General features: G+C 72.3%; 16 protein-coding genes. 4 read left to right on the top strand and 12 right to left on the bottom strand.

The genetic code is table 11. The features are described 5' to 3' along the window. Nucleotides 1-6 precede the first annotated feature (6 nt). From YU1_RS0103615 to YU1_RS27805, 4 genes are all read left to right on the top strand, one after another. The gene (locus YU1_RS0103615; RefSeq protein WP_029002898.1) at nt 7-522 is read left to right on the top strand and encodes an Hcp family type VI secretion system effector; all 516 of its coding nucleotides are present in this window, start codon (nt 7-9) and stop codon (nt 520-522) included. 270 nt (nt 523-792) lie between these two features. Continuing rightward, a complete protein-coding gene (tssH, locus tag YU1_RS27815) occupies nt 793-3,567 on the top strand; it encodes a type VI secretion system ATPase TssH (protein ID WP_084539637.1) in 2,775 nt (924 codons plus the stop codon). Nucleotides 3,568-3,587: 20 nt separating this feature from the next. Next, on the top strand, nt 3,588-5,276 hold the full coding sequence (locus YU1_RS27810; protein WP_156921947.1) for a sigma-54-dependent Fis family transcriptional regulator: 1,689 nt from the start codon (nt 3,588-3,590) through the stop codon (nt 5,274-5,276). A 13-nt stretch (nt 5,277-5,289) separates the two neighbouring features. Further along, on the top strand, nt 5,290-6,627 hold the full coding sequence (locus YU1_RS27805; protein WP_051356455.1) for a serine/threonine-protein kinase: 1,338 nt from the start codon (nt 5,290-5,292) through the stop codon (nt 6,625-6,627). 37 nt (nt 6,628-6,664) lie between these two features. Here the strand turns inward: YU1_RS27805 and YU1_RS0103595 are convergent, their stop codons facing one another. From YU1_RS0103595 to tssF, 12 genes are all read right to left on the bottom strand, one after another. Continuing rightward, nucleotides 6,665-7,432 (bottom strand): MinD/ParA family ATP-binding protein, encoded by a 768-nt coding sequence (locus tag YU1_RS0103595; protein ID WP_029002897.1) that lies wholly within the window; start codon nt 7,430-7,432, stop codon nt 6,665-6,667. Next, complete coding sequence (locus YU1_RS27800; RefSeq protein WP_035713551.1) at nt 7,429-7,899, bottom strand: hypothetical protein; 471 nt, start codon at nt 7,897-7,899, stop codon at nt 7,429-7,431. Before YU1_RS27800 ends, YU1_RS0103595 begins: the two co-directional genes overlap by 4 nt. Before the next feature lie 4 nt (nt 7,900-7,903). Continuing rightward, nucleotides 7,904-8,854 carry a serine/threonine-protein kinase gene (locus YU1_RS27795; protein ID WP_029002896.1) on the bottom strand — a complete coding sequence of 317 codons (951 nt, stop codon included), beginning with the start codon at nt 8,852-8,854 and terminating at the stop codon, nt 7,904-7,906. 25 nt (nt 8,855-8,879) lie between these two features. After that, on the bottom strand, nt 8,880-9,617 hold the full coding sequence (locus YU1_RS0103580) for a PP2C family protein-serine/threonine phosphatase (RefSeq protein WP_051356454.1): 738 nt from the start codon (nt 9,615-9,617) through the stop codon (nt 8,880-8,882). Next, entirely contained in the window at nt 9,617-10,369 is a 753-nt protein-coding gene (tagF, locus tag YU1_RS31750) for a type VI secretion system-associated protein TagF (protein ID WP_051356453.1), read from the bottom strand. The genes YU1_RS0103580 and tagF overlap by 1 nt, the downstream gene beginning before the upstream one ends. After that, nucleotides 10,366-13,941, bottom strand: a complete 3,576-nt coding sequence (tssM, locus tag YU1_RS0103570; RefSeq protein WP_029002894.1) for a type VI secretion system membrane subunit TssM — start codon at nt 13,939-13,941, stop codon at nt 10,366-10,368. The genes tagF and tssM overlap by 4 nt, the downstream gene beginning before the upstream one ends. Nucleotides 13,942-13,950: 9 nt before the next feature. Beyond that, a complete protein-coding gene (icmH, locus tag YU1_RS27785; RefSeq protein ID WP_051356452.1) occupies nt 13,951-14,859 on the bottom strand; it encodes a type IVB secretion system protein IcmH/DotU in 909 nt (302 codons plus the stop codon). Next, nucleotides 14,856-16,196 carry a type VI secretion system baseplate subunit TssK gene (gene tssK, locus YU1_RS0103560; RefSeq protein ID WP_029002893.1) on the bottom strand — a complete coding sequence of 447 codons (1,341 nt, stop codon included), beginning with the start codon at nt 16,194-16,196 and terminating at the stop codon, nt 14,856-14,858. Before tssK ends, icmH begins: the two co-directional genes overlap by 4 nt. 43 nt (nt 16,197-16,239) lie before the next feature. Continuing rightward, the gene (gene tssJ / locus YU1_RS27780; protein WP_051356450.1) at nt 16,240-16,782 is read right to left on the bottom strand and encodes a type VI secretion system lipoprotein TssJ; all 543 of its coding nucleotides are present in this window, start codon (nt 16,780-16,782) and stop codon (nt 16,240-16,242) included. After that, complete coding sequence (gene tagH, locus YU1_RS34685; protein ID WP_029002892.1) at nt 16,782-18,722, bottom strand: type VI secretion system-associated FHA domain protein TagH; 1,941 nt, start codon at nt 18,720-18,722, stop codon at nt 16,782-16,784. The genes tssJ and tagH overlap by 1 nt, the downstream gene beginning before the upstream one ends. A 259-nt stretch (nt 18,723-18,981) precedes the next feature. Further along, nucleotides 18,982-19,992 carry a type VI secretion system baseplate subunit TssG gene (gene tssG, locus YU1_RS27775; protein ID WP_051356449.1) on the bottom strand — a complete coding sequence of 337 codons (1,011 nt, stop codon included), beginning with the start codon at nt 19,990-19,992 and terminating at the stop codon, nt 18,982-18,984. Continuing rightward, nucleotides 19,989-21,767, bottom strand: coding sequence for a type VI secretion system baseplate subunit TssF (tssF, locus tag YU1_RS0103540; RefSeq protein ID WP_029002891.1), 1,779 nt, complete (start codon nt 21,765-21,767; stop codon nt 19,989-19,991). The genes tssG and tssF overlap by 4 nt, the downstream gene beginning before the upstream one ends. Nucleotide 21,768: the final 1 nt, after the last annotated feature.

Raw genomic sequence — 21,768 nt, 5'->3', positions numbered from 1 at the left:
GACGTTATGCCGACTCCCGCCTACATCACCATCACCGGCGAAAAGCAGGGCCCCATCACCAAGGGCGCCTTCACCGCCGACAGCGTCGGCAACCTGTGGCAGGAAGGCCATGAGGACGAGTGCATCGTCCAGGCCTTCGCCAGCAACGTCATCATCCCCCGGGACCCGCAGTCCGGCCAGCCCACCGGCGCCCGCGTGCACCAGCCCGCCACCATCACCAAGTATGTGGACAAGGCCTCGCCGCTGCTGTGGCAGGCGCTCGCCACCGGCGAAGTGCTGACCACGGTGGAACTGTCCTTCTGGCGCACCTCGACCAAGGGCCAGCAGGAAAAGTATTTCACCATCAAGTGGGAAGACGCCGTGCTGGTGGACGGCAAGGCGCTGATCCCCAACGCGCTGCTGCCCGAGAACGCCCAGCTCCAGCACATGGAAGACTGGTCCTTCACCTATCGCAAGGTGACCTGGACGCACGAGAAGGCCGGCACCTCCGGCTCCGACGACTGGCGCAAGCCGGCGGTCTGATCACCGGCTCATCGCCGCGCGGCATGCCCGCCGCACCGGCCTCCCCGGAGGCCGGTGCGGTAGCATAGGGCATGCGTGTCATGTCCAGAGTGTCATGTCCAGGTCATCGAACATGGCTTTGCTGCGCGCCGACTGACAGGGCCGCCGTGCGCCCGTCGCGCGCGCCGCGCGGCGCGCCGGCGCCGCTGTCACGGCCACGGATTTCGGGCGTCCCCTTCATTCGCCGCACGCCGGCCGGGGCGGGAGCCCTGCGCGGGGGAAGATGTCGCCATGCTGTCTCTGGACCTGAAGCCGCTGCTGGACCGGCTGTCGCCTTATACCAAGCGCGGGCTCGAAATGGCGGCGGGCCTCGCGGTGGGGCGCGGCAATTACGACGTCACCGTCGAGCACTTTCTGCTCGCCATGGTGGACGATGCCGACCGCGACATGGGCATCGCGCTGCGCCAGTACGGCGTCGAGACGCCGACGCTCAAGCGCCAGTTGCAGCGCGCGGTGGAGGACATGAAGGCGGGCAACCCCGGCCGGCCGGTGTTCGCCCCGGTGCTGATCGAGATCCTCACCGACGCCTGGCTGCTGGCCTCGGTGGAACTGGGGCAGAGCGCCACGCGCTCCGGCGCCGTGCTGCTGGCGGTGCTGGCCAACGCCAACCGCTTCAGCCTGACCGAATGGTGGGACACGCTGCGCGCCGTGCCGGGCGCGCAGTTCAAGGCCGAGTTCCACGGCCTGCTGGCCCATTCCGCCGAGAGCGCCGCCCCGGCCGCCCCGGCGGGCACCCCCGGCCATCGCCCGGCGGCCTCCGGCGGCCGCAATCCCGACAGCGTGCTGGCGCGCTTCGCCACCGATTTCACCGCCCAGGCGCGGGCGGGCAAGATCGACCCGGTGTTCTGCCGCGATCGCGAGATCCAGCAGATGATCGACATCCTCGGCCGCCGCCGCAAGAACAACCCCATCTGCGTGGGCGAGCCGGGCGTGGGCAAGACCGCCGTGGTGGAGGGCCTCGCGCTGAAGATCGCCCAGGGCGACGTGCCGGAATTCCTGCGCCAGGTGGAACTGGTGGGCATCGATCTCGGCATGCTGCAAGCCGGCGCCGGGGTGAAGGGCGAGTTCGAGAACCGGCTGAAGGGCATCATCGAGGAGGTGAAGGCCTCGCCCACGCCCATCATCCTGTTCATCGACGAGGCGCACATGATGGTGGGCGCCGGCGGTGCGGCGGGCGGCGGGGATGCCGCCAACCTGCTCAAGCCGGCCCTGGCGCGCGGCGAACTGCGCACCATCGCCGCCACCACCTGGAGCGAATACAAGAAATATTTCGAGAAGGACGCCGCGCTGGAGCGCCGCTTCCAGGTGGTGAAGTTGGACGAGCCGAGCCCGGCCGAGGCCACCACCATCCTGCGCGGCCTGCGCCCCATCTATGAGCGCAGCCACAATGTCTATGTGCGCGACGACGCGGTGATGGCGGCGAGCCAGCTGGCGGCGCGCTACATCTCCGGCCGGCAATTGCCGGACAAGGCGGTGGACGTGCTGGATACCGCCTGCGCCCGCGTCAAGCTGTCGCTCACCAACCGCCCGCATGCGCTCGACAGCCGCGAGCGCCGCATCGCCACGCTGGAGCGCGAAGGCGCCGCCATCGCCCGCGACTGCGCGACGCTGGGCACCGCCGGCAATCCCCGCGCTTTGGAGATCGCCCAGGAGGTGGCCGGGCTGCGGGTCGAGATCGCCGAGGTGGAGGCCCGCTGGGCCGCCGAGAAGGCGCTGGTGGACCGCATCCTCGCCCTGCGCCAGGACTTGAACGCGCTGGACGCGCCCGCTGAGGGGGAGGGCGCCGGGGCCGACGCGCCGCTGGCGCCCTGCGAGAACGGGGAGGAAGATGCGAGCGACACCGCGCTCGCCTTGCGCGCCGACCTCGCCCAGGCCATCGCGGACCTCGCCCAGGTGCAGGGCCGCGCCGGCCTCTTGCATTACGAGGTGACGCCGGAGGCGGTGGGGCAGGTGATCTCCGACTGGACCGGCATTCCCACCGGCAACATGGTGCGCGACGAGGCCGCCTCCATCCTGGCGCTGGGCAGCGACCTCAAGCGCCGCATCAAGGGCCAGGACCAGGCCATCGCCGCCATCGACGAGGGCATGCGCGCGGCCAAGGCCGGGCTCAACAGCCCTACCCAGCCCATGGGCGTGTTCCTGTTCGTCGGCCCCTCCGGCGTCGGCAAGACGGAGCTCGCCACCGCCGTGGCGGACCTGCTGTTCGGCGGCGAGCGCTTCCTCATCTCCATCAACATGTCGGAGTTCCAGGAGAAGCACACCGTCTCCAAGCTGGTGGGCTCGCCCCCCGGCTATGTGGGCTTCGGCGAGGGCGGCATCCTCACCGAGGCGGTGCGCCAGCGCCCCTATTCGGTCGTGCTGCTGGACGAGGTGGAGAAGGCCGACCCGGAGGTGATGAACCTGTTCTACCAGGTGTTCGACAAGGGCGTGCTCTCCGACGGCGAAGGCCGGGTGGTGGACTTCAAGAACACCATTGTCATCCTGACCAGTAACCTCGCCACCGACACGCTGACCCACATGGGCCAGATGACGCCGCGCCCGGCCACCGACGCGCTGGTGGAGGCGATCCGCCCGCAGCTTTCGCGCCACTTCAAGCCGGCGCTGCTGGCCCGCATGCAGATCGTGCCCTTCTATCCGCTGCTGGGCGACATTTTGGGCGACATCGCCCGCCTGAAGCTGGACAAGGTGGCCCGCCGCCTGCGCGAGAGCCAGAAGATGGCCTTCTTCTACACCGACGCGGTGGTGGCGCAGATCGTTGCCCGCTGCACCGATGTGGAGACCGGCGCGCGCAACATTGACCATATCGTCAACAAGACCCTGCTGCCGGACATCGCCACCGAGATCCTCAGCCGCATGAGCCAGGAGAAGCAGGCGGACCGCATCGGCGTCGACGTGGGGAGCGACGGGCGCTTCGTCTACCGGCTGGACGCGGCGCAGCCCGAGGCGCAGGACGCGCGCTTGGACGCGCCCGCGACCGAGAGCGCGGATCTGGCGGCGGACGCCTGAGGGTGGGGGAGAGCGACGGCGTGACCCAGGGCCTGCCCGCCGTGCCGGAGCTAGCCGTGCCGGATCTGGCCGTGCCGGATCTTGCCGTGCGCGACCCTTTGGGCATCATCGCGGAGCTGATCGAGCTGACCACGGCGCTGTCCACCGAGCGGCGGCTGGAGAGCGTGCTCGGCGCCGTGGTCAGTTCCGCCCGCCGCCTCACCCATGCGGATGGCGGGCGCGTGCTGGTGCTGGAGCGCACCGGGCGCGAGCTCTACTGCATGGTGGGCCAGAACGACGCCGCCCCGGACGCGGCGGGCCTCGCCCGCCCGGTGCCGCTCTATCGCGCGGGCGGCGGCTTCCACATGGAGGACCCCAGCGCCTATGCGGCGGTGACCGGCCGGGTGGTGAACATCGCCGACGTGCGGGCCTATAGCGGGTTCGATTTCGCCGAATTGTACCGGCAGGAGGCGCGCGGCGCCTTCCGCACCCGCTCCTTTATGGTGCTGCCGCTGCGCAGCCTGGAAGGGGTGACCTTGGGCGTGCTCCAGCTCGTCAACACCCGCGCCGAGCCGGGCGGCGCGCCGGTGGCGCTCTCCGCGCGGTTCGAGGGCATCGTGCGGGCCTTCGCGGCGCATGCGGCGGTGGCCATTTCCAACGCCCGGCTGTTCGAGGAGAACCGCCAGCTCATCCGCCAGCTCGACCGCGCCAATGCCGACCTGAAGCTGGAGAATTCCCGCCTGCGCAGCGAGATCGTGGTGGGCGACGGGGTGATCGGCGAGAGCCCGCCGTTCCAGGCGGCGGTGGCGCTGCTGCGCCGCGCCGCCCCGGCCGACGTGCCGGTGCTGCTGCTGGGGGAGACCGGCACCGGCAAGGAGGTGTTCGCCAAGCTGCTGCATGCGCTCGGCCCGCGCAAGGACAAAGCGCTGGTGGTGCAGAACTGCGCCGCCTTGCCCGAGCACCTCTTGGAAAGCGAATTGTTCGGCTATCGCAAGGGCGCCTTTTCCGGCGCCACGGCGGACAAGAAGGGGCTGGTGCACGAGGCGCACGGCGGCACATTGTTCCTGGACGAGATCGGCGACATGCCGCTCGGCCTCCAGGCCAAGATCCTGCGGCTGCTGGGCCAGGGCGAGGCGCGCCGGGTGGGCGACACCCGCACCGAGATCGTCGACGTGCGCATCGTCGCCGCCACCAATGCGAACCTGCCGGCCAAGATCGCCGCCGGCCAGTTCCGCGAGGATCTCTATTACCGCCTCAGCGTCTTCCCGCTCACCCTGCCGCCGCTGCGCGAGCGGCCGTCCGACATCCCGGCGCTGATCGAGCACTTCCTCGCCCGCGCCTGCCACGCGCAGCGGCGCAACCCGCCGGCGCTCAGCCCCAGCGTGCTGGACGCGCTGATGAAATGGCGCTTCCCCGGCAATGTGCGCGAATTGAAGAACGTGGTGGAACGCGCCCTCCTGCTGTGCGACGAAGGCCGCCTGGAGCCGCGGCACCTGCCGGCGGAGCTGCGCGGCGAGCCCGGCGTGCCGGCGCCCGCCCTGCCGGCGCAGCCGCGGGCTGGCGCCGGGCTGCGCGCCATGGTGCAATGCTATGAGGCGGCGCTGATCGAGGTGCAGTTGCGCGAGACCGGCTGGAACCAGAGCCGGGCGGCGGACCTGCTCAAGATCTCGCGGCGCAGCCTGGTGGACAAGGTGCAGCGCTACGCCATCCGCCAGCCGGAGCGGGCGTGAGCGCGGCGGGAGGATGACCATTTCGGAGCGTGCGCCTGCTGGCCCCCAGGAAACCGACCCGTTCGACGCGGCGCTGATCGCCTTCGTCTCCGGGCGCCGTCCCTTCGAGCGGCTGGTCAAGGACCTTTGCGCCCTGGCGGCGGAGCGGGAGAGCGGCCTCGCGCACCTCTCGGCGCGGTTGCAGGACTTCATCGACCTCGGCCGCATCCCCTATGACCTGGCGGTGCTGCTCTATCAGGACGTGGCGCAGGCTGGCGCCGAGCCGGCGGCGCCGGACACGCCCGCCGCCGTGCCGGAGCCCGCCGACGGCGATATCCAGCGCAAGGTGGACGCGGTGGTGCTCCAGGCGCTGGTCGGCCAGTTCAAGGACCTGCGCAAGGGCAAGGCGAGCCGCGCCCCGGAGCCGGAGCGGCAGCTCGACGCCGCTCTGGCCTCGTTCCGCGGCGCCCGCGCCCGCCACGACGCGCGCAACGCGGCGGCCGGAACGCCCCGCGCCTACGAGCCGGCCCCGGCGACGCCGGAGCGCAACCTCGTCGGCCACATGCTGCGCGAGCGCTTCGTGCTCGACGCGGTGCTGGGGCGCGGCGGCATGGGCGTGGTCTACCGCGCCGTGGACCGCCGCCGGCTGGAGGCGCAGGCGCGCCGGCCCTATGTGGCGGTGAAGCTCCTGGGCGGGAATTTCCGCGCCCATCCCGACGCGGTGCGGGCGATGGAGGCGGAAGCCCGCCGCACCCAGGAACTGCCGCATCCCAACATCGTCACCGTGCACGATTTCGACCGCGACGGCGACCATGTGTTCATGGTCATGGAACTGCTGGAGGGCCGCTCGCTGGACGCGGTGCTGGCCGACAAGGCGCTCGGCTTCGCCGGCAGCGCGGCGGCCTATCGCGCGGTGGGCGAGCTCTGCGCCGGGCTCGCTTTGGCGCACGCGCGCGGCGTGGTGCATGCGGACCTGAAGCCCGGCAACCTGTTCCTGTGCGCCGACGGCACGCTGAAGATCCTCGACTTCGGCATCGCCAGCGCGGCCCGCGACGAGGGCGGCTTCGACGGCTCGACGCTGGATGCCATGACCCCGGTCTATGCCAGCCCCGAGCGCATGCGGGGCGATCCGCGCGATCCGCGCGACGACGTCTATGCGCTGGGCTGCCTCGTCCACATGATGATGAGCGGCCGCCACCCGTTCGGCCGCATGTCCGCGCTGGAGGCCATCGACAACGAGCTGGAGCCCGAGCCCCTGCCGCAGCTGCGCCCGGCGGAGCAGGCGGCGGTGCGCGCCGCCTTGGCGTTCGAGGCCGAGGACCGCCTCGCCGACGCCTTCGCCTTCCTGGAGGCGTCCGGCTGGCAGGTGTGAGGGCCGCGCGTGGGGCCGCGAGGACGCGGCCGCCGGTTCAGCCCTCCAACTGGCTCACCACGTGGCGCAGGCCGGCCACATAGGGGCTGTCGGGCATCTGGGCGGCGAGCACGCCGGCGCTGCCGAGCCGCACCAGATCCTCGGTCAGCGGCAGCACGGCGGCCACCGGCGAGCGGTAGGCGAGCGCGATCTGCTCGGCCAGGGCGCGGGCGTCGAAGGCGGCCAGCGCCTTGTTCACCACCAGCAGCAGCTGCGGCACCTCCAGCCGGCGGGCCAGCTCCAGCGTCACCGCCGTGCCCTGGTAGTCCTGGTGGTCCGGCCGCAGCACCAGCAGCAGGCAGTCGGAAATGGCGATGGACAGCAGCGTCTCGTCATTGACGCCGGGATGGGTGTCGATCAGCAGATAGTCCAGCCGCAGGCGCTCGCACAGAGCGTTGAAGCCGTCGTTCAGCAGGTCCACCTCGTAGCCTTCCTTGACCACGCGGGCGATCTCGCCGGTGCGCATGGAGGAGGGCACCAGCAGGATCCGCCCGCCCTCCGGCACCGGCCGGTCGCCCAGCGCGGCCTCGGTGACGTCCACGGCGGCCTCCTCCACCGCGCAGCGGCCCCACAGATAGTCGTTGAGGGTGAAGCGGATGGCGGAGGGGTCCACGCCGAACAGCACATGGATGCCGGGCGAGTGGATGTCGGTGTCGACGATGCCCACGCGGTGGCCGCGCTCGGCCAGCAGCACCGCCACATTGGCGGTGATGTTGGATTTGCCGGTGCCGCCCCGGTAGGAATGGGTGGAGACGATGCGGGTCATTCCTGTGCGTCCTCGGCCGTGCCCCTGGCGCGCGCGCGCATGCTGCGGGCGCGGCGCTGGAGATCCTGGAAATAGTCCGTCTCGGTGATCTCGCCCACCTCGCGCTTGAAGCGCTGGCGGTCGATCTCGATGGTCAGCGTGTGGACCTTCTGCGTCAGCTCCACATTCTCGCTGGCCAGCTTGCGGTTGGCCGCCTCCAGCTGGCGCTGGGCCTCCTGCAACTCCTCGATCAGGCCGGTGAGGCGGAACTCGCGCGCCTCCACCTGCACCAGCATGCTGCCGAAGGATTCCGCCAGCTCGCGGATGATCGGCGCGGCGGTGGGATCGACGGTGAGGGCGAACAGGTCGTCGGTGTTGCCGTAATTGCCGCTGGCGATCTCGTGGCACACCCGGTCGAGCCGGGCGAGGGCCTCGCGCCGCTCGGGCTGCGGGACGGGCGGGGCGGCGGTGTCGGACGGCGCGGCCATGGCGTCAGGCTCCCGGCCGGGCGGCCCGGAACAGGCCGAGCGGGTTAAAGCGCGGCCCGAGGAAGCCGGCGGTGAAGGCGCCGACGCTGGCCGGGCGGTCCGCCGGGTCGAAGGCCATCAGCGCCTTGAGCGCGCGCCAGCGATGCGGCGCGAGGCCCGCCGGGCGCAGCGGCTCCAGGCCCAGGCGCCGCGCCTCGTCGGCCGGGCGGCGCTGGAACGGGTGGCTGCCGGACAGCAGCACATGGATCAGCAGCCCGAAGGCGAACAGGTCGCAGCCGGGGGTGGGGTCGGCGCCGGCCAGCCGCTCGGGCGAGGCGAAGGAGGGGGTGAGCCCGCCCACCAGATCCAGATAGCGGATGGTGGCGTCCTCCTGATGGGCGTCGCCGGCGCCCCCGGTGCGCTGGGCGAGGCCGAAGTCCAGTACCTTCACCGTGCCGTCCCCGGCGATGAAGATGTTGCCGGGCTTGAGGTCGGTGTGGATCACGCCATGGGCGTGGGCATGGGCCAGCGCGGCGGCGATGCCGGCCACCACGCGGCGCGCCTGCGGCCAGTCCAGCCCCTTGCCGGTGGCCTCCGGCAGCGCTTTCGACAGGGTGCGGCCGGTGAGCAGCTCCATCACCAGGAAATGGGTGTCGCCCTCATGGTCGCTGTCGAACACCCGCACGATGTTGGGATGCACCAGCGCCTGCATGCGCTGGGCCTCGCGGTGGATCAGCTCGTGCGCGGCGATGTCGAACGGCGCCGGCATGCTGGCCACCTTCACCGCCACGTGCGGCTGGGCGGCCCGGCCGCGCAGGCGGATATGGTCCACGGCGTGGTAGACGGTGCTCATGCCACCCCGGCCGATCACCTGGATCAGCTCGTAGCGGCCCTTCAGCCGGGTGCCCAGGTGATGGGGCAGCACGGTGGGCGTGGCGCCGCGCGCCGCCACCTGTCCCGGGTCCACCGCCCTCATGCCCGCGCCCTCATGCCGCCACCCCTCATCCCGCGCCGTCCGCCGCCGCGATCCGCACCGCCACAGCGGTAGCATCATCGCGCGACCCGCGCGCGACGGCCTCCGCGACGATGCGCTCGGCCAGCCCCGCCATGGGGCCCGACAGCAACGCGCGCAGCGCAGCCTCGTCAAGGGCGTTGCTGACCCCGTCGGTGCACATCAGCAGCATGTCGCCCGGTGCGATGTCCACCACGCAGCAGTCGATCTCCACCTCGCCGGCGGGGCCGATGGCGCGGGTGATGATGTTGCGCGGGTGGATGGCGCCGCCCTCCTGGGCGCACAGGCTGTGGTCGTGGGTCAATTGGTGCAGCTCGCGGCCGCGCTGGAGATAGGCGCGCGAATCCCCCGCCCACAGGCACACGCCGGTGGCCTCCCCCAGCAGCACCAGCGCCACGGTGGAGCCCCGGCGCACCGGCGGCCGGCGCTCGATGCCTTCCAGGAACAGCGCTTCGTTGATGTGGTGCAGCGCGTCCTCGGCCTCGCGCACGCGGGTCTCCAGCGGCGCGCCGGGCGTCACCGCGCGGGTCAGCACCTCGACGATGGCGCGGCTCGCCACCGCCCCCTCCACCAGCCCGCCGATGCCGTCGGCCACCGCGAACAGACCCGCGGGCTCCCGCACGGCGAAGGCATCCTCATTGACCGTGTGCCAGAAGCCGGTGCGGGTGGCGGCGGAGGCGTCCAGCCGCCAGGGACGCGGCACCGGCGGATCGGCCTGCCCGTCCATCACGGGGCTCCGCCGGACAGAGCGGTGATGGCGGTGCCGGTCCAGGCGCCGTCCATCATGCGCACATAGGTGTCCACGTCCGGCAGGCCCTGCACCAGCACGTTGGCGGGCGGCAGCGCGCCCCAGCCCTCGTGCCACCAGCAGGTGAGGCCGGCCGGCCCGCGCGCCTTCTGCCGCAGCACCCCGGTGAGCAGGTCGCTGGCCGCGCCGCCGACCGAGGCGTGGCTGCGGCCGGTGAGCACCCACACGCGGCTGCCGCGCCCGCTGTCGCCGCGCACCGCGCGCCACTCGGGGTGGCGCTGGGCCGGGGGCACGAGGTGCATGGCGGCGATGTGCTCGGCCGCCGCGTCCACCGGCATGTCGCCCGCGATGAGGTCCAGCGCCATGGTTTCCAGCGTCTGGGCGAGGCGGTGGGTTTCCTCGGCGAGGTCGAGCAGGCCGCAGGCGCGGGAGAAGGGCACCGCCAGGGTCAGCGGGAAGGCGCGCCCGAAGCGGTCCACGGAGGAGGCGAGCACGCCCACCCAGCCGGTGCCGCCGGCGACGCCGGGATCGAGCGCGAAGCGCCAGGGCGGGCTGGTCAGATACTGCTGGTTCCAGGCCTCGCGCGGCAGCGCGCCGTCGCCGCCCAGCACCTGCCCGATCCAGGCTTCCCAGGGCGTGACGAAGCTGAGCGGCAGGTTGCGGCGGATGAAGTCGTCGGTGGTGGGGATCTTGCCGAAGAGCCCGCCCCGCGGCAGGTCGGGGGCGCTCATAGGTCGTCCGGGCAGCGGAAGCTCGCCAGCGCGCCGAGGCCGAACGGGCTGTTCACGCTGCCCGCCCGCAGGTCGTAGGTGACGCTGGCGCCGTCCGGCCCGTTGACGGTGAAGGATTGCCGGTCGGAGCGGCCGCGCGGCGAGGAGGCGCTGATGAAGCGGAACAGCGCCCAGGGGCCGGAGCGCTGCACCTTGGTCTCGCTGCCTTCGATCGGCGCGAGCGTGACGGCGACGACGCTGGCGTCGCTGCGGGTGGGCCATTCCATGTCGTAGCTGCGCGGCGCCTCGTGGCGATAGACGATGTCGTTGCCGTCGAGATTCAGCGTCGCCCGCAGTACGTTGGGCGACAGGAAGGTCGGGCGCAGGGAGAATTTCACCAGCAGGGTCGGGCCCTTGTTGGGGAAGAAGGCCTCGCGGATCTGGCGGGCGCGGCTGAACTGGGCCAGCGCCGCCTGGCTCACCGGCACGCGCGAGCCGTCCACGGTGATCGGCACATAGGTGCCGCGCTGGTCGACCACGAAGCCGGCCATGTACTGGCTGAAGAAGGTGTCGAGCGTGCCGCCCGGACGGAAGAAATCGGTGAAATCGGTCAGCGTCACTTCGTCCTTGGCGTCCGGATAGATCGGATAGCGGCGGGCGATGGCACTCTCGCAAACGGGCAGCACGTCTTGTTTCCAGGCCTGGTTCACATTCTGGTAGGCCAGCCCCAGCAGCGTCGACCACGCGCTGTCCCCCACCGCCTGCAGGATGGTGCGGACCGGCTCCGGCCGCAATGCGGAATCCGCCCGGAGCGCCGCGAAGGCGTCGTTCTTCTGGTCCTTCACCCGCGCCGCGACGATCTGGAACGCCGCCACCGAGGGCTGCGGCGCGTTGGCGACGCCGGAGAGCACGCCATAGACATTGCTGAGCAGGTCGCGGATGCGGCCCAGCGCCGGGGCCTGTCCGGAGGGGCCGGGGCTGGACAGCTGGATCAGCGGGATGAACGGCTGGGTGATGGTCTTGCCCGGCCACGGCCCCTCGCCGAGCGCGGCGGTGGTGGCGGCTCCCGTGGCGGCCCCGCCCGCCTTGCCCGCGGCCACCGCCAGCGGGGAGACCGGCACGGTGACGCCGGCGGGCGGCGGCACGTTGCTCTCCTGGCCCGGTGGCGGCAGGTCGGTATTCTCGCGCACGCTCGCCACCAGCGCGTCGATGGGCGATTGCGGGCCGGCGAGATTCTGCAGCACCGCCAGCGCCCGCGGCATGTCGGTGAAGCGCACCGGCGTGACGCGGGCGAGCGCCCCCTGCCAGGTGGCCACGTAATCCTTCACGTAGCGATCGGCGATCTGGCGGGCCAGCGCCTGGGCCTGCGGCTGGCTGGTGCCGCCCGCCACCCAGTCGGCGCCCAGTTCCTCGCTCACCAGCACGGGAAGCTGGGTGAGGAAATAGCTGTAGAAGCCCGGCCGGGTGAACAGGCCGGGAATGACGAGGCCGCCGCTGGCCTGCGCGTCCGGCGTGCCGGTGAGGCTGCGCGCGCCCACCACCTGGCCGAGGTCGATGGCCTGGAGCGTGGAGGATTCATAGCCCTCGCGCAGCAGCCGGGCGTAGATCTGGTCCACCTGCGGCACCTTGGCCAGCCGCGCGCGGGCGTTGGCGATCAGCGCCTGGTTGAGCGCGTAGGGCTTGGGCAGCAGCGCCATCAGCGCGGCGAGGTGCTCGGACATCTGCGCCTGCCGCGCGGTGTCCAGCGGGAAGGCCTGCACCGCCTCGTTCTTGGCGAACTGGGTCATGGTGGCGCGGTCGAAGCGCTGCGGCTCGCCCAGCATGAGATAGTTGCGCAGCGCCACGCGCAGGTCGTCCAAAGCGGCGGGGGTGGCGGCGCGCTGGTCCTGGTCGATGCGCGCCTCCAGCCGGCCGGCGAGGCTGGGCAGCAGGCGGTTCACCAGCAGCCGGTCATAGGCCGCCTGGGAGGCGGCGCTGAGGCGCGGCACGGCGCTGAGGCCGAAGCTCTCGGTGCTGACCCAGGCGTCGTCGCCGCTGGCGATGGCGTCGATGCGGCCCGCCGCGTTCAGCACCGGCAGCAGCTCGGCGAAGCCGGCGCGCGGCTGGAGGCGCACCAATTGGTGGTCGAGATCGTCCAGCGCGACACGGGTCTCGCCGATGCGGATCTCGCTCTGGGCCGAGCCGAAGATCCAGGTGGAGCCGAGGCCGAGCGTCACGGCGGCGGTGGCCACATAGGCGAGGCCGCGCACGGTGGAGAGCCGGCGCTCCAGCTTGCGGTTGACGCCCGCCAGCCCCTGTTCCTCGAACACCACGTCGGTGAGCACGCGATTGATGAAGAAGGCCTTGCCCTTGCCGCTGAACGCCAGCTGCCGGGAGCCGGCGAGGCCGAAGTTGCGGCTCATGGCGCCGAGCAGCCGGTCCACCGGCGTGCCTTCCTGGGTGCCGCTGGTGAAATAGACCCCGCGCAGGATGGGGCGCATCTCGAAACGGCTGGCCTTGAACACCTCGGAGACGAAGCCGCCCAAGGGATCGCGCAGGCTGGCGAACTCCTTGGGGAAGGTGAAGATGCGGCAGCGCCGGGCGATGCTGCGCTCCTGGTGGATGAGGCGCATCAGCCGGCTTTCCAGCCGCTCCGCCAGGGCCATGAAGCGGCGGTCGAAATCCGCGCCCGGCTGCGCGGTGGGCTCGTCCAGTTCGAAGGTGGTGCCCCAGGCCTGGGCGCGGCCGACGTCGTCCAGCTCCTCGAAATATTCGCTGAAGCCGCTGATCAGGTCGCACTTGGTGAACAGCACGTAGACCGGCACCGACATGCCGAAGAAGCGCATCAGTTCCTGCAGGCGCTTCTTCACCGCGTCCACGTGGCGGCGGCGCATGGCCTCGTCGCCGGCCACCACGTCGGCGAGGCTGATGGCGACGATGACGCCGTTGATCGGCCGGCGCGGGCGGTGGGTGCGCAGCAGCTCCAGGAAGCCGCGCCAGGTGGCCTTGTCCACCTCGCTGTTGACGTCCTGGGTGGTGTAGCGCCCGGCGGTGTCGATCAGCACCGCCTCGTCGGTGAACCACCAGTCGCAATAGCGCGTGCCGCCGACGCCGGCGACGGGGTCGTCGCCCACCCGCTCAGCCAGCGGGAAGGTGAGGCCGGAGTTCTTCAGGATGGTGGTCTTGCCGGCGCCGGGCGGGCCGATGATGACGTACCACGGCAGCTGGATCATGTAGTTGGCGCCGGACACCTTGCCGATGGTGGTGTCCTTCAGCACCCGCATGGTGGCTTCGAAGCGCTCGCGGATCAGCTCGATCTCGTCGGAGGACTGCTCGCTGGCCAGCGTCGCCAGCCCGTCGGTGTCCAGCAGGTTGCGGATGGCCAGCGCATTGGCGCGGCGGGCGAGCAGGATGCGCGCCAGCATGGCGCCGAAGGCGATGACGAACAGCGCCGCGATGGCGCCGGTGCGCGCGCCGATGCCGGCCAGCGGCGTCGCCCCGGCGATGCCCACATGGGGGCCGACGAACCAGATCAGCACCGCCAGGCACAGCAGGCCCAGCAGGATCAGGAGCGTGCGCACCCGCAGCAGTTCGGTCAGGGCGGCGTTGAGCATCGGCTTTCCTCAGGTCTTCGGCGCGCCGATGCGCTCAAACCGCGTTTCGATGGGCGTGAGGCCCTGGTCCAGGCGGAAGGCGAACAGGCCGTAGACCCCGACCAGCAGCGCGCCCGCCACCGCGAACACCACCCACAGCGGCAAAGCGGTGCGCAGCGTGCGGCGCACGGAGACGCCCTGCCATTGCGGCGACAGCTCGTCGGGCGCGGCCTTGACGAGGTTGCGCCACACCCGGCCCAGCTCGGTGCGCAATTCGTCGAGCTGGTACTGGCCGCCGTCCATCACCCGGTACTTGCCCTCGAAGCCGAAGGCCAGGCACAGGTCGATCAGCTTCAGCAGCGCCAGGTGCTGCTGCGGGTTGGCGCGCACCCGGTCAAGGATGGCGAACACCTTCTCGCCGCCCCAGGTCTCGCCGTGGAACTGGTTGAGCAGGCTGTGGGTGCTCCAGTTGCTGGCCGCGCCCCAGGGCGTGGTCATCACCGTTTCGTCCAGCAGCGAGCACAGCACGTAGCGCGCGGCGCTGACGTCGGCCACCCGCGCGCCCAGCTTCACCGCGCGCTCGTCGAACCTCTTGATCTGCGCCACGGTCTCTGTGCGCAGGGCGTTGACATCCGCATGGTCCACCGCCTGCCGCAGCTGCGCGACGAGCGCCAGCAGCGGCGTGGCGGCGGCGGCGATCAGCTCCTCCGGCCGGCTGGCGTCGGCGGAGAGCGGCAGCTCCGCCAGCAGGCCGGGGCCGGGCGGCGGGGCGTTCTGCGGGGAGGGCGCGGGGCGCAGCGGCGTGCCGCCCATCTCCGGCGGCGGGCCGGGCACGGGATCGCGCGGGGCGGCGCGGCCCACGGGCACCGGGCGATGGCCGATGACGGTCGGCTCGTCGTCGCCGAGGTCGGCTGTTCCCCTGTCCGCCGCGTTGGTCACGACTGCCCCGCCCGGATGGCCCAGAACTCCAGGTGGAGGTCGGGATAGTCGCCGCTCACATGGAAGGCGAAGGCGGCCGAGCGGGCGAGGCTGCGCCACAATTCGACGCTCTGGTCGAGCTCGAAATAGACCGCGCCCTGGAGATAGGGCAGTTCGCGCGGCGCCACCGGCAGCGAGCGCAGCGGGATGCCCGGCAGTTGCAGGTTCACGAGGTCGCGGATCTGCTCCACCGAGCCGATCTTGGTGGTAGCGGGCAGCTGGGTGCGCAGCGTCTCGTGCGGGATGCCGGCGCTGGCCACCAGGATGAACCGCCCGCCGGAGAAGATGGTGCGGTCCATGATGGTGGCGGTGCGGATGCCGTAGCCGCGCTCCTGGAGCGGCAGAGGCACCACGTTGCGCTCGATCACCACGTTGAGCGCCTGCCGGAGCGCCGCCAGCACCGGCTCGATGCTGGCTTCCAAATTGTCGTGCAGATAGGCCGGCAGGGCCGGCACGCGGCGGCGGTGGGTGTCGAAGGTGGAGAGGTCGCCGACCAGGCGCACCATCTCGCGGAACAGCACCTCCGGATGGCAGCCGGGCAGGTGGGCGAGGTGGTGCAGCACCGCATCGGTGCCGTTCATCACCCGCAGCACCAGCACGTCCACGAGGCCGGCGCTGTCGGCGGCCATGCGGCTCGGGTCGGCGCGCTCGGCCAGCGCCTCGGCGCGGTTGTGGACGAGGCCGTGCACCTCGGTCAGCACCTGCACCAGCCGGGTGGAGGCCTGATAGTCGAGGCACGGCGGGATGTGGGTGGGCGAGAGCTGAACGACGCCGGTGGGCTCCACCTCGGCGATGCGCGCCACCGGCAGGACGATGAGGTCGTCCTGCGCCTCGCCCTCGAACAGCAGGCCGACATTGAGGCGGCCGACGCGGATCTCCACCGGCTCGCGGTCGGGCGCCGAGGTGTCGCGCACCGCGTGCTCGGCGGCGCGGAAGCGGCGCTGGGCGGCGCCCGGCTCGACGATCTCGCCGCCGTCGCGGGCACGCGCCGGCACGGCGAGGAACACCCGCGCGCCCTTCAGCCCGGGCGGCACCCGGCGCGGCGGGGGCGGCGGCATCTGGCCGGGGATGTCCAGCGTGGTGCCGTCGGGCAGCACGGCGAGGCAGCGCGAGACCGCGACCTGCCCGAGGCGGAGCATTTCCGCGTCGATCTCCAGCTGCCGCAGGCCCCAGGCGAAGGGGGCGAGGCCGCGCACACGCGCCTCCAGCGCCTGCTCCAGCCAGCGGTCGTGCTGCTGGAAGTGCTGCGGCTTGACGAACATGCCTTCCGTCCAAAGCGGTTTGCTCGTCAGCGACATGGGGACCTGCGCTCCGGATGTGTCTGGCCTGCGGATCGGATGGTCACTGGCCGAACCATCCCTTGCCGCGGGTGGCGTTGAGTTCCACGCTCACCGCCAGGCTGGTGAGCTGGACCAGGAAATAGTTGGTCTTGCCCGGCACCACCTCGACGATGGCGCGCCACTGGGCCGAGTTGATGTTGCGGAAGCCGGCGATGACGCCGAGGAACTTCACGTCGCCGGTGATCTGGTGGTCCACGTCGCGGGTGGTGCCCGGCAGGATCTCCACCTCCTGCTTCGACAGCATCTCCGGCCCCAGGCGGGTGACGTCGCTGTCGAGCAGTTCGAAGAAGCTGGCGCTCATGAAATTGGTCTGCGCCTTGAGGTCATACAGCTTGATGACGGTGGGCGAGGGCGTGCCGTCCTGGTTTGGATTGACGTTGGCATCGGCGCGGATGGTGATGACCGTGGGCGTGATCACCGGCGGCGGCGGCCCCGGCGCGGCGCAGGCGCCAAGGCCTCCCAGCAGCGGCAGCGCCGCCAGGCGCACGAGGACGGCGCGGCGGGTCTCCAGCTCCACGGCCTCGCGATTTCGGCCGTGATGCATCAGGGGTCCCTCCGGCGCGGATTGTGTTGGTGAGGATCCTGATGGCGCAGATCCTGGCTGTGGTGCGCATAGGCGCGGGCGAATTCCTCCCCCACCACTTCCGGGCTGATGACGTCGAGCGCGTCCACCAGCCGTTCGTGCATGGCGAGGTAGCGGTCCCACAGCCGGCCCTTGTCCAGCTTGCGGCCGAACAGGCCGGGGTTGGCGGCGGCCTCGCCCTCCACCTCGAAGGTGACGGCGGCGGGGCTGACGCGCTGGAGCAGGCGGGCGATGGTGGCCTGCATGGCCTCCATGGCGGCGATCTCATGCACCTTCACGTCGTCGAAGCCGGCGCGGGCGGCCTGCGCCGGCGCCAGGAAGCCCGGCGCGCGCTGCACCAGCGCCTTGTCCAGCGCCTCGCGGCCGGAGGCGCAGAACTTGAACGGATTGTTCTCCACCGGCTTCAGGCGGGTCTGGTCCAAATGGAAGCCGTCCTTGATCAGCCGCCGGGCCTCCAGCACCGCCACCAGCCCGTCCGCCATCTCCAGCAGCAGGCCGGCGACATCGGCGAACAGCGCCGCGCGGGCATGGGGCGGGAGGCTGGCCCCGTCGAGCCCGAGCAGGGCGAACAGCGGCTCGGCCGGATCGCCGCCCGGCGGCAGCACGCCGGCCGGCAGCGGCGGCAGCGGGGCCGGTATGGGCAGAGCCTGCGGCGCTGGCGTGGGCTGAGCCTGCGGCGCCGGGGCTGGCGCGGCCATGCGGGCGGCGGGCAGCGCTGCGGCGGGCAAAGCGGTGGCGTCCTCGCGCGCCGGTGCCGCGTGCGGAGGCACCGGGCCGGGAGCCGCGCCGCCGCGCGCCGCCGCGCGCTGCCGCAGCAGGGAGACGGGGTCCGGTGCGCCGGTGCCCTCGGCGGGGGCGCGGGTCGAGACGCCGCGGCTGATGCTCAGGGGCGCCTCGGCGCCCGGCGGCGCGGCGGGGAGCGGCGGCAGGTCCGCGCCGGGCAGCGCGGGCTGCGGCGCGGGCCTTGGCATCAGTCCCGCCAGATCGTCGAGGAAGCCGGCGGGGATGGCGCCGGCGGGCGGGGCGGGGGAGGCTGAGACGGGCGAGGTGAAGGCGAGCGCGGGCACGGCGGGGGCGAAGGCCGGTGCCGGCGGCGCGAAGACGGGCGGCTCCGGCGCCTGTGCCAAGAGCGGCTGCGGCGGGGCGGGCGGCACCGGCGGCGGGCCCAGGGGGCCGAGCGCGAAGTCGGCGGGGATGATCCCCGCCGGGGCCGGAGCGGCGCCGAAGGCGGGCGGCGCCATCGGCGGGGCGGCGGGCGCAAAGGGGGGCTGCGGCGGCTGCGGCGCGGCGGCGGCCGGGCGGCTGCGGCTGTCCAGCAGGTCCCGCCAGCCGGAGGTGGTCTCGCCCGACTTGCGCACCAGGCCGAGCTCGAAGAAGGGGTTGTCGCCCTCCGGGGCGGTGTCGGCGCCATCCAGCGCGGCCAGCGGGTCCAGCGGGCGCTGCGGCGCCGGGGCGCGATAGGCGGAAGCGGCGGTGCGCGCGGGCGCCGCCGGCCAGAGCGGATCGGCGAACGGGGCGGCCGCCGGCGGCGCGGAGGCGGGCGCCGCGGCCCAGCTCTCGGGGCGCGGGCGCGCGTCGGTCTTCAGGATCTCGACGCTGATGACATAGGTGCCGAGATAGAGCGTGTCGCCGCTCACCAAAGCGGCGCTGTTGCCGCGTCCCAGCGGGGCGTCGGTGGTGTTCACGTAGACGCCGTTGGTGCTCAGGTCCACCACCACGAAGCCGTGGCCGGTATGGCGGATCTCCGCATGGCGGGCGGACACGGTATGCGTGGAATCCGGCAGGCGCCAATCGCAGGTTGTGGCGCGGCCGATGACGCCGCCCGCCTGCTCGAAATCCCGGAAGGCATCCGCGCCAAGGCTCTGCTGCTGTTCGCTGGTGACGGTCAGCCGCGCTCGCAAACCCACTCTCCCGTCGCTGCCCCCGCAGCCCGCCGACGCGCATCCCGCAGCCTCCGTGCCGGCACCCGAAACCTCCGGGGCCATGACACGCCACCTGCCGGACCGCCGCCGGTCCCAGACCCAGACGCCGGTTCCTCGCCGCGCCCGGTCCGGTGGTCGCCGCGCCCGTGCGCGCCACCGGCCGGACCGATCCGCGGCGGTACCTTCGTCGCGAACGGTGACAGGGCGATAACAGGCGGGCGGATCACGCACATATCCGTCACAGGGTTGCCATGCGGCGGTCGCCGGCGAAGTCGGCGGAGCCGGCCTGGTCCGGCGCCGGCGCGGCCCAGGTGTCCCAGCCGAGCCGCCCGGCGCCGAGCACGAAGGCGGGCACGGCGCCGGGCTTAAGCTCCAGGCGGATGTCGAAGGCGAGCGGGTCGCGCAGCGAGAGTTCCACCAGGTCCACCACGGCGGCGAAGGCCGGCTGGTCCGGCAGCGCGGCGCGGAAGGCGGCCTGGTCGAGCGGGCCGATCACCACCCGGAACATGCCGGTGTCGTCGGTGATCTCCGCGCCGGCGATGAAGTCGCCGCCCAACTCCGGCGGCGTGTCGCCGAGGCGTGAGCGCTTGTCGGGCGGGATCACCACCGTGCGCCTGACGAACTCCTCGATGCGCACCGGCAGGCCGCTGCAATGGGAGATGACGCCGGCGATGATGGAGGCGGACAGGCTGTGGCAGCTCAGCAGCCCGGCGTAGGGCAGCAGCGCCGCCCGGTGGATGGTGCTGGCGGCGGGCATCAGCCCGATCAGCGCCGACACCGCGCGGGAGATGGCGTCCTCCGCCCCGGCGCGATAGCGCAGGTGGTGGCGCTGGTGCTTCCAGATGCGCACCAACAGGCCGGTGAGGCGGTGGTTGAACAGATCGAGGAACAGGCCGAGCGACCCCGCCGCCCCGTCGCTGCCGATCACCCGCTCCGTATAGGCGGGCGGCAAGGGCGAGGACGGCCCGTAGAGGCCGAGGAAGTTCACCTGCATGTGGGCGTGGCCGTTGGCCGCGTCCCAGGTCAGCGCCTCCACCTCGCCCGGCGGATAGCCGAGCGAGGGATTGGCGCCGAAGCGCAGCCGTTCGCGCGCCGGATCGCCGGTGGCGCCCAGCGGCGGGGCATCCGGGAACAGCCGCTCGAAATGCAGCGCCAGGGCGAAGAAGGCGGCGTTCCGGGCATCGAGCGCGTCCAGCGCCTCCTGGTCGATGGCGGGGCCGTCCGCCCCGGGCCGCAGGCTCCCGCTCACAGCGGCTGCGCCGTGCCGCGCCGCGCGTCCCAGGCGTAGCGCACGTTGCTCTCGCTGCCGCGGATGGAGAACTGATGGACGCTGTTGATGGTGGCGAAAGCGCTGAGCATCCGCTCAAGAACGCAGCCCAGCAGGAACATCTCCGCCTCGCCGCCCACCTTGCTCTCCTGGCACACCAAAGTGAAATGCCGCACCCGCACCGGCACGCCGCGCATCACCAGGTCGCCGCTGCCATGCTCGAACTGCTCCAGCCCGTCGAGCAGCAGCTCCAGCCGCCGCCGGGCCTGCTCGTCCTGCACCGCGCGGAAGTCGAAGGTGGCGATGAGCTGCTTCAGCGTGGTGACGTCGGCGATGGAATTGAAGTTGCAGGCGAGGCCCGCCACCAGCCGCCACAGCAGCCCGTCCGCCAGCGGCGGGGGCACCTCGCCGGTGACGCGGGCGATGTTCTCGACGGCGAGGCCGGAGGGCGTGTTGGCCCCCGGCTGGTCGATGGCGCCCACCGGCAGGCGCTCGGCGAGGCGGCCGCTGGAGCAGGTCAGTTCCAGACTCACCGTCTCGGCCTCGGGGAGGACGCGCCCATCCAGCCGGTTGACGAAGGAGATGTAGTGGTCGATGCGCCGGCCGACCACGGCGGGGGTGATGCGGGTGCGGTAGTAGGCGGCGCCGGCCCGGCCGCCGCGCGCGTGACCGGGGGAAGCCGGGCTGCCGGGAATGTCGTGGCGGAAGGATTCGAACGGCACGTAGTCGATGCGCTCGGACGCGCCCTGCACGAAGCCGGAGACCTGGGTGATGTCGTGGATGGACAGCGCCGGCCCGTCCAGCGGCGTGATGCGGTATTCGGTCTTGGCGACGTCCACGTGGATCGGCGTGCCGGCGGCGGGGAACAGGTTCACCGCCGGGGTGCAGTTGAGGCGCACCGCGTCGCGGCCGACACGCACCTGCTGCGGCAGCGGCCGGTCGAACACGAACAGCAGGTCGAGGGCGCGGGCGGGGGTATCCGCCACCGCCGCGAGGCCGGCGATGTCCACATAGAGGAACTTCTGCGGCACCAGCAGATATTCCTGCAGCAGCCGGAACCCCTCCACCGCGTTCTGCGGCTGCGCCAGCACCGCCTCGCCGGGGCCGAAGCCCACTGGCGCGACGCTCGCGGGCGGAAGGGTGGCGAGCGTCTCGTCGCCGGCGCGCACCACGATGCGGCGCAGGTGGCGGCGCATCCACAGATAGAGCGTGCGCCCCACCAGGGGATCGTGGTCGGCGCTCAGATGCAGGCGCAGCGGCGCCTGCGCCAGCGCGGCGAAGCCCGCCTGGGGCAGGGCGGCGAGGCCGATGGTCAGTTCGGCGGCGGTGGCGGTGTTCTCCAGCTCCACCCGCGCCACGTCCAGCGGCAGCACCTGGAGCGGATAGCAGGTGATGAAGGGGCAGGAGGTGCCGTCGATCGGGCGCGAGCGCACCTGCGTGCCGCGCGGCACCAGGGTCGGGGCGCCGTCGCCGCCGCCGGTCTGGCGGAAGCACAGGGTGGTGGTGGGCGCGACGGGCTGGAGATAGGCCGGCCAGATCAGCCGCAGCAGGCCGTGCACCAGCTCCGGCAGGTCGTCGTCCAGGCGCTGGCGCAGGTTGGCGGTGAGGAAGGCGAAGCCCTCCAGCAGGCGCTCCACGTCGGGGTCGGCGGCCTTGCGCGAGAGGAAGCCGGCGAGCTTGGGGTTCTCGCGGGCGAACATGTCGCCGAGGTCGCGCAGATAGGCGAGCTCGTCCTCGTAATAGCGGTTGAGCGCCATG

The sequence above is a fragment of the Azorhizobium doebereinerae UFLA1-100 genome, assembly GCF_000473085.1.
Classification (GTDB): Bacteria; Pseudomonadota; Alphaproteobacteria; order Rhizobiales; family Xanthobacteraceae; genus Azorhizobium; species Azorhizobium doebereinerae.
The sequence above is the reverse complement of the archived record's forward strand: the minus strand, read 5'-3'. Positions and strand labels throughout refer to the sequence as shown.

Coding starts and splice junctions, on each gene's coding strand:
- YU1_RS0103615 (WP_029002898.1), top strand. CDS start 7: ATGCCGACTCCCGCCTACATCACCATCACCGGCGAAAAGCAGGGCCCC.
- tssH (WP_084539637.1), top strand. CDS start 793: ATGCTGTCTCTGGACCTGAAGCCGCTGCTGGACCGGCTGTCGCCTTAT.
- YU1_RS27805 (WP_051356455.1), top strand. CDS start 5,290: ATGACCATTTCGGAGCGTGCGCCTGCTGGCCCCCAGGAAACCGACCCG.
- YU1_RS0103595 (WP_029002897.1), bottom strand. CDS start 7,432: ATGACCCGCATCGTCTCCACCCATTCCTACCGGGGCGGCACCGGCAAA.
- YU1_RS27800 (WP_035713551.1), bottom strand. CDS start 7,899: ATGGCCGCGCCGTCCGACACCGCCGCCCCGCCCGTCCCGCAGCCCGAG.
- YU1_RS27795 (WP_029002896.1), bottom strand. CDS start 8,854: ATGAGGGCGGTGGACCCGGGACAGGTGGCGGCGCGCGGCGCCACGCCC.
- YU1_RS0103580 (WP_051356454.1), bottom strand. CDS start 9,617: ATGGACGGGCAGGCCGATCCGCCGGTGCCGCGTCCCTGGCGGCTGGAC.
- tagF (WP_051356453.1), bottom strand. CDS start 10,369: ATGAGCGCCCCCGACCTGCCGCGGGGCGGGCTCTTCGGCAAGATCCCC.
- tssM (WP_029002894.1), bottom strand. CDS start 13,941: ATGCTCAACGCCGCCCTGACCGAACTGCTGCGGGTGCGCACGCTCCTG.
- tssK (WP_029002893.1), bottom strand. CDS start 16,196: ATGTCGCTGACGAGCAAACCGCTTTGGACGGAAGGCATGTTCGTCAAG.
- tssJ (WP_051356450.1), bottom strand. CDS start 16,782: ATGCATCACGGCCGAAATCGCGAGGCCGTGGAGCTGGAGACCCGCCGC.
- tssF (WP_029002891.1), bottom strand. CDS start 21,767: ATGGCGCTCAACCGCTATTACGAGGACGAGCTCGCCTATCTGCGCGAC.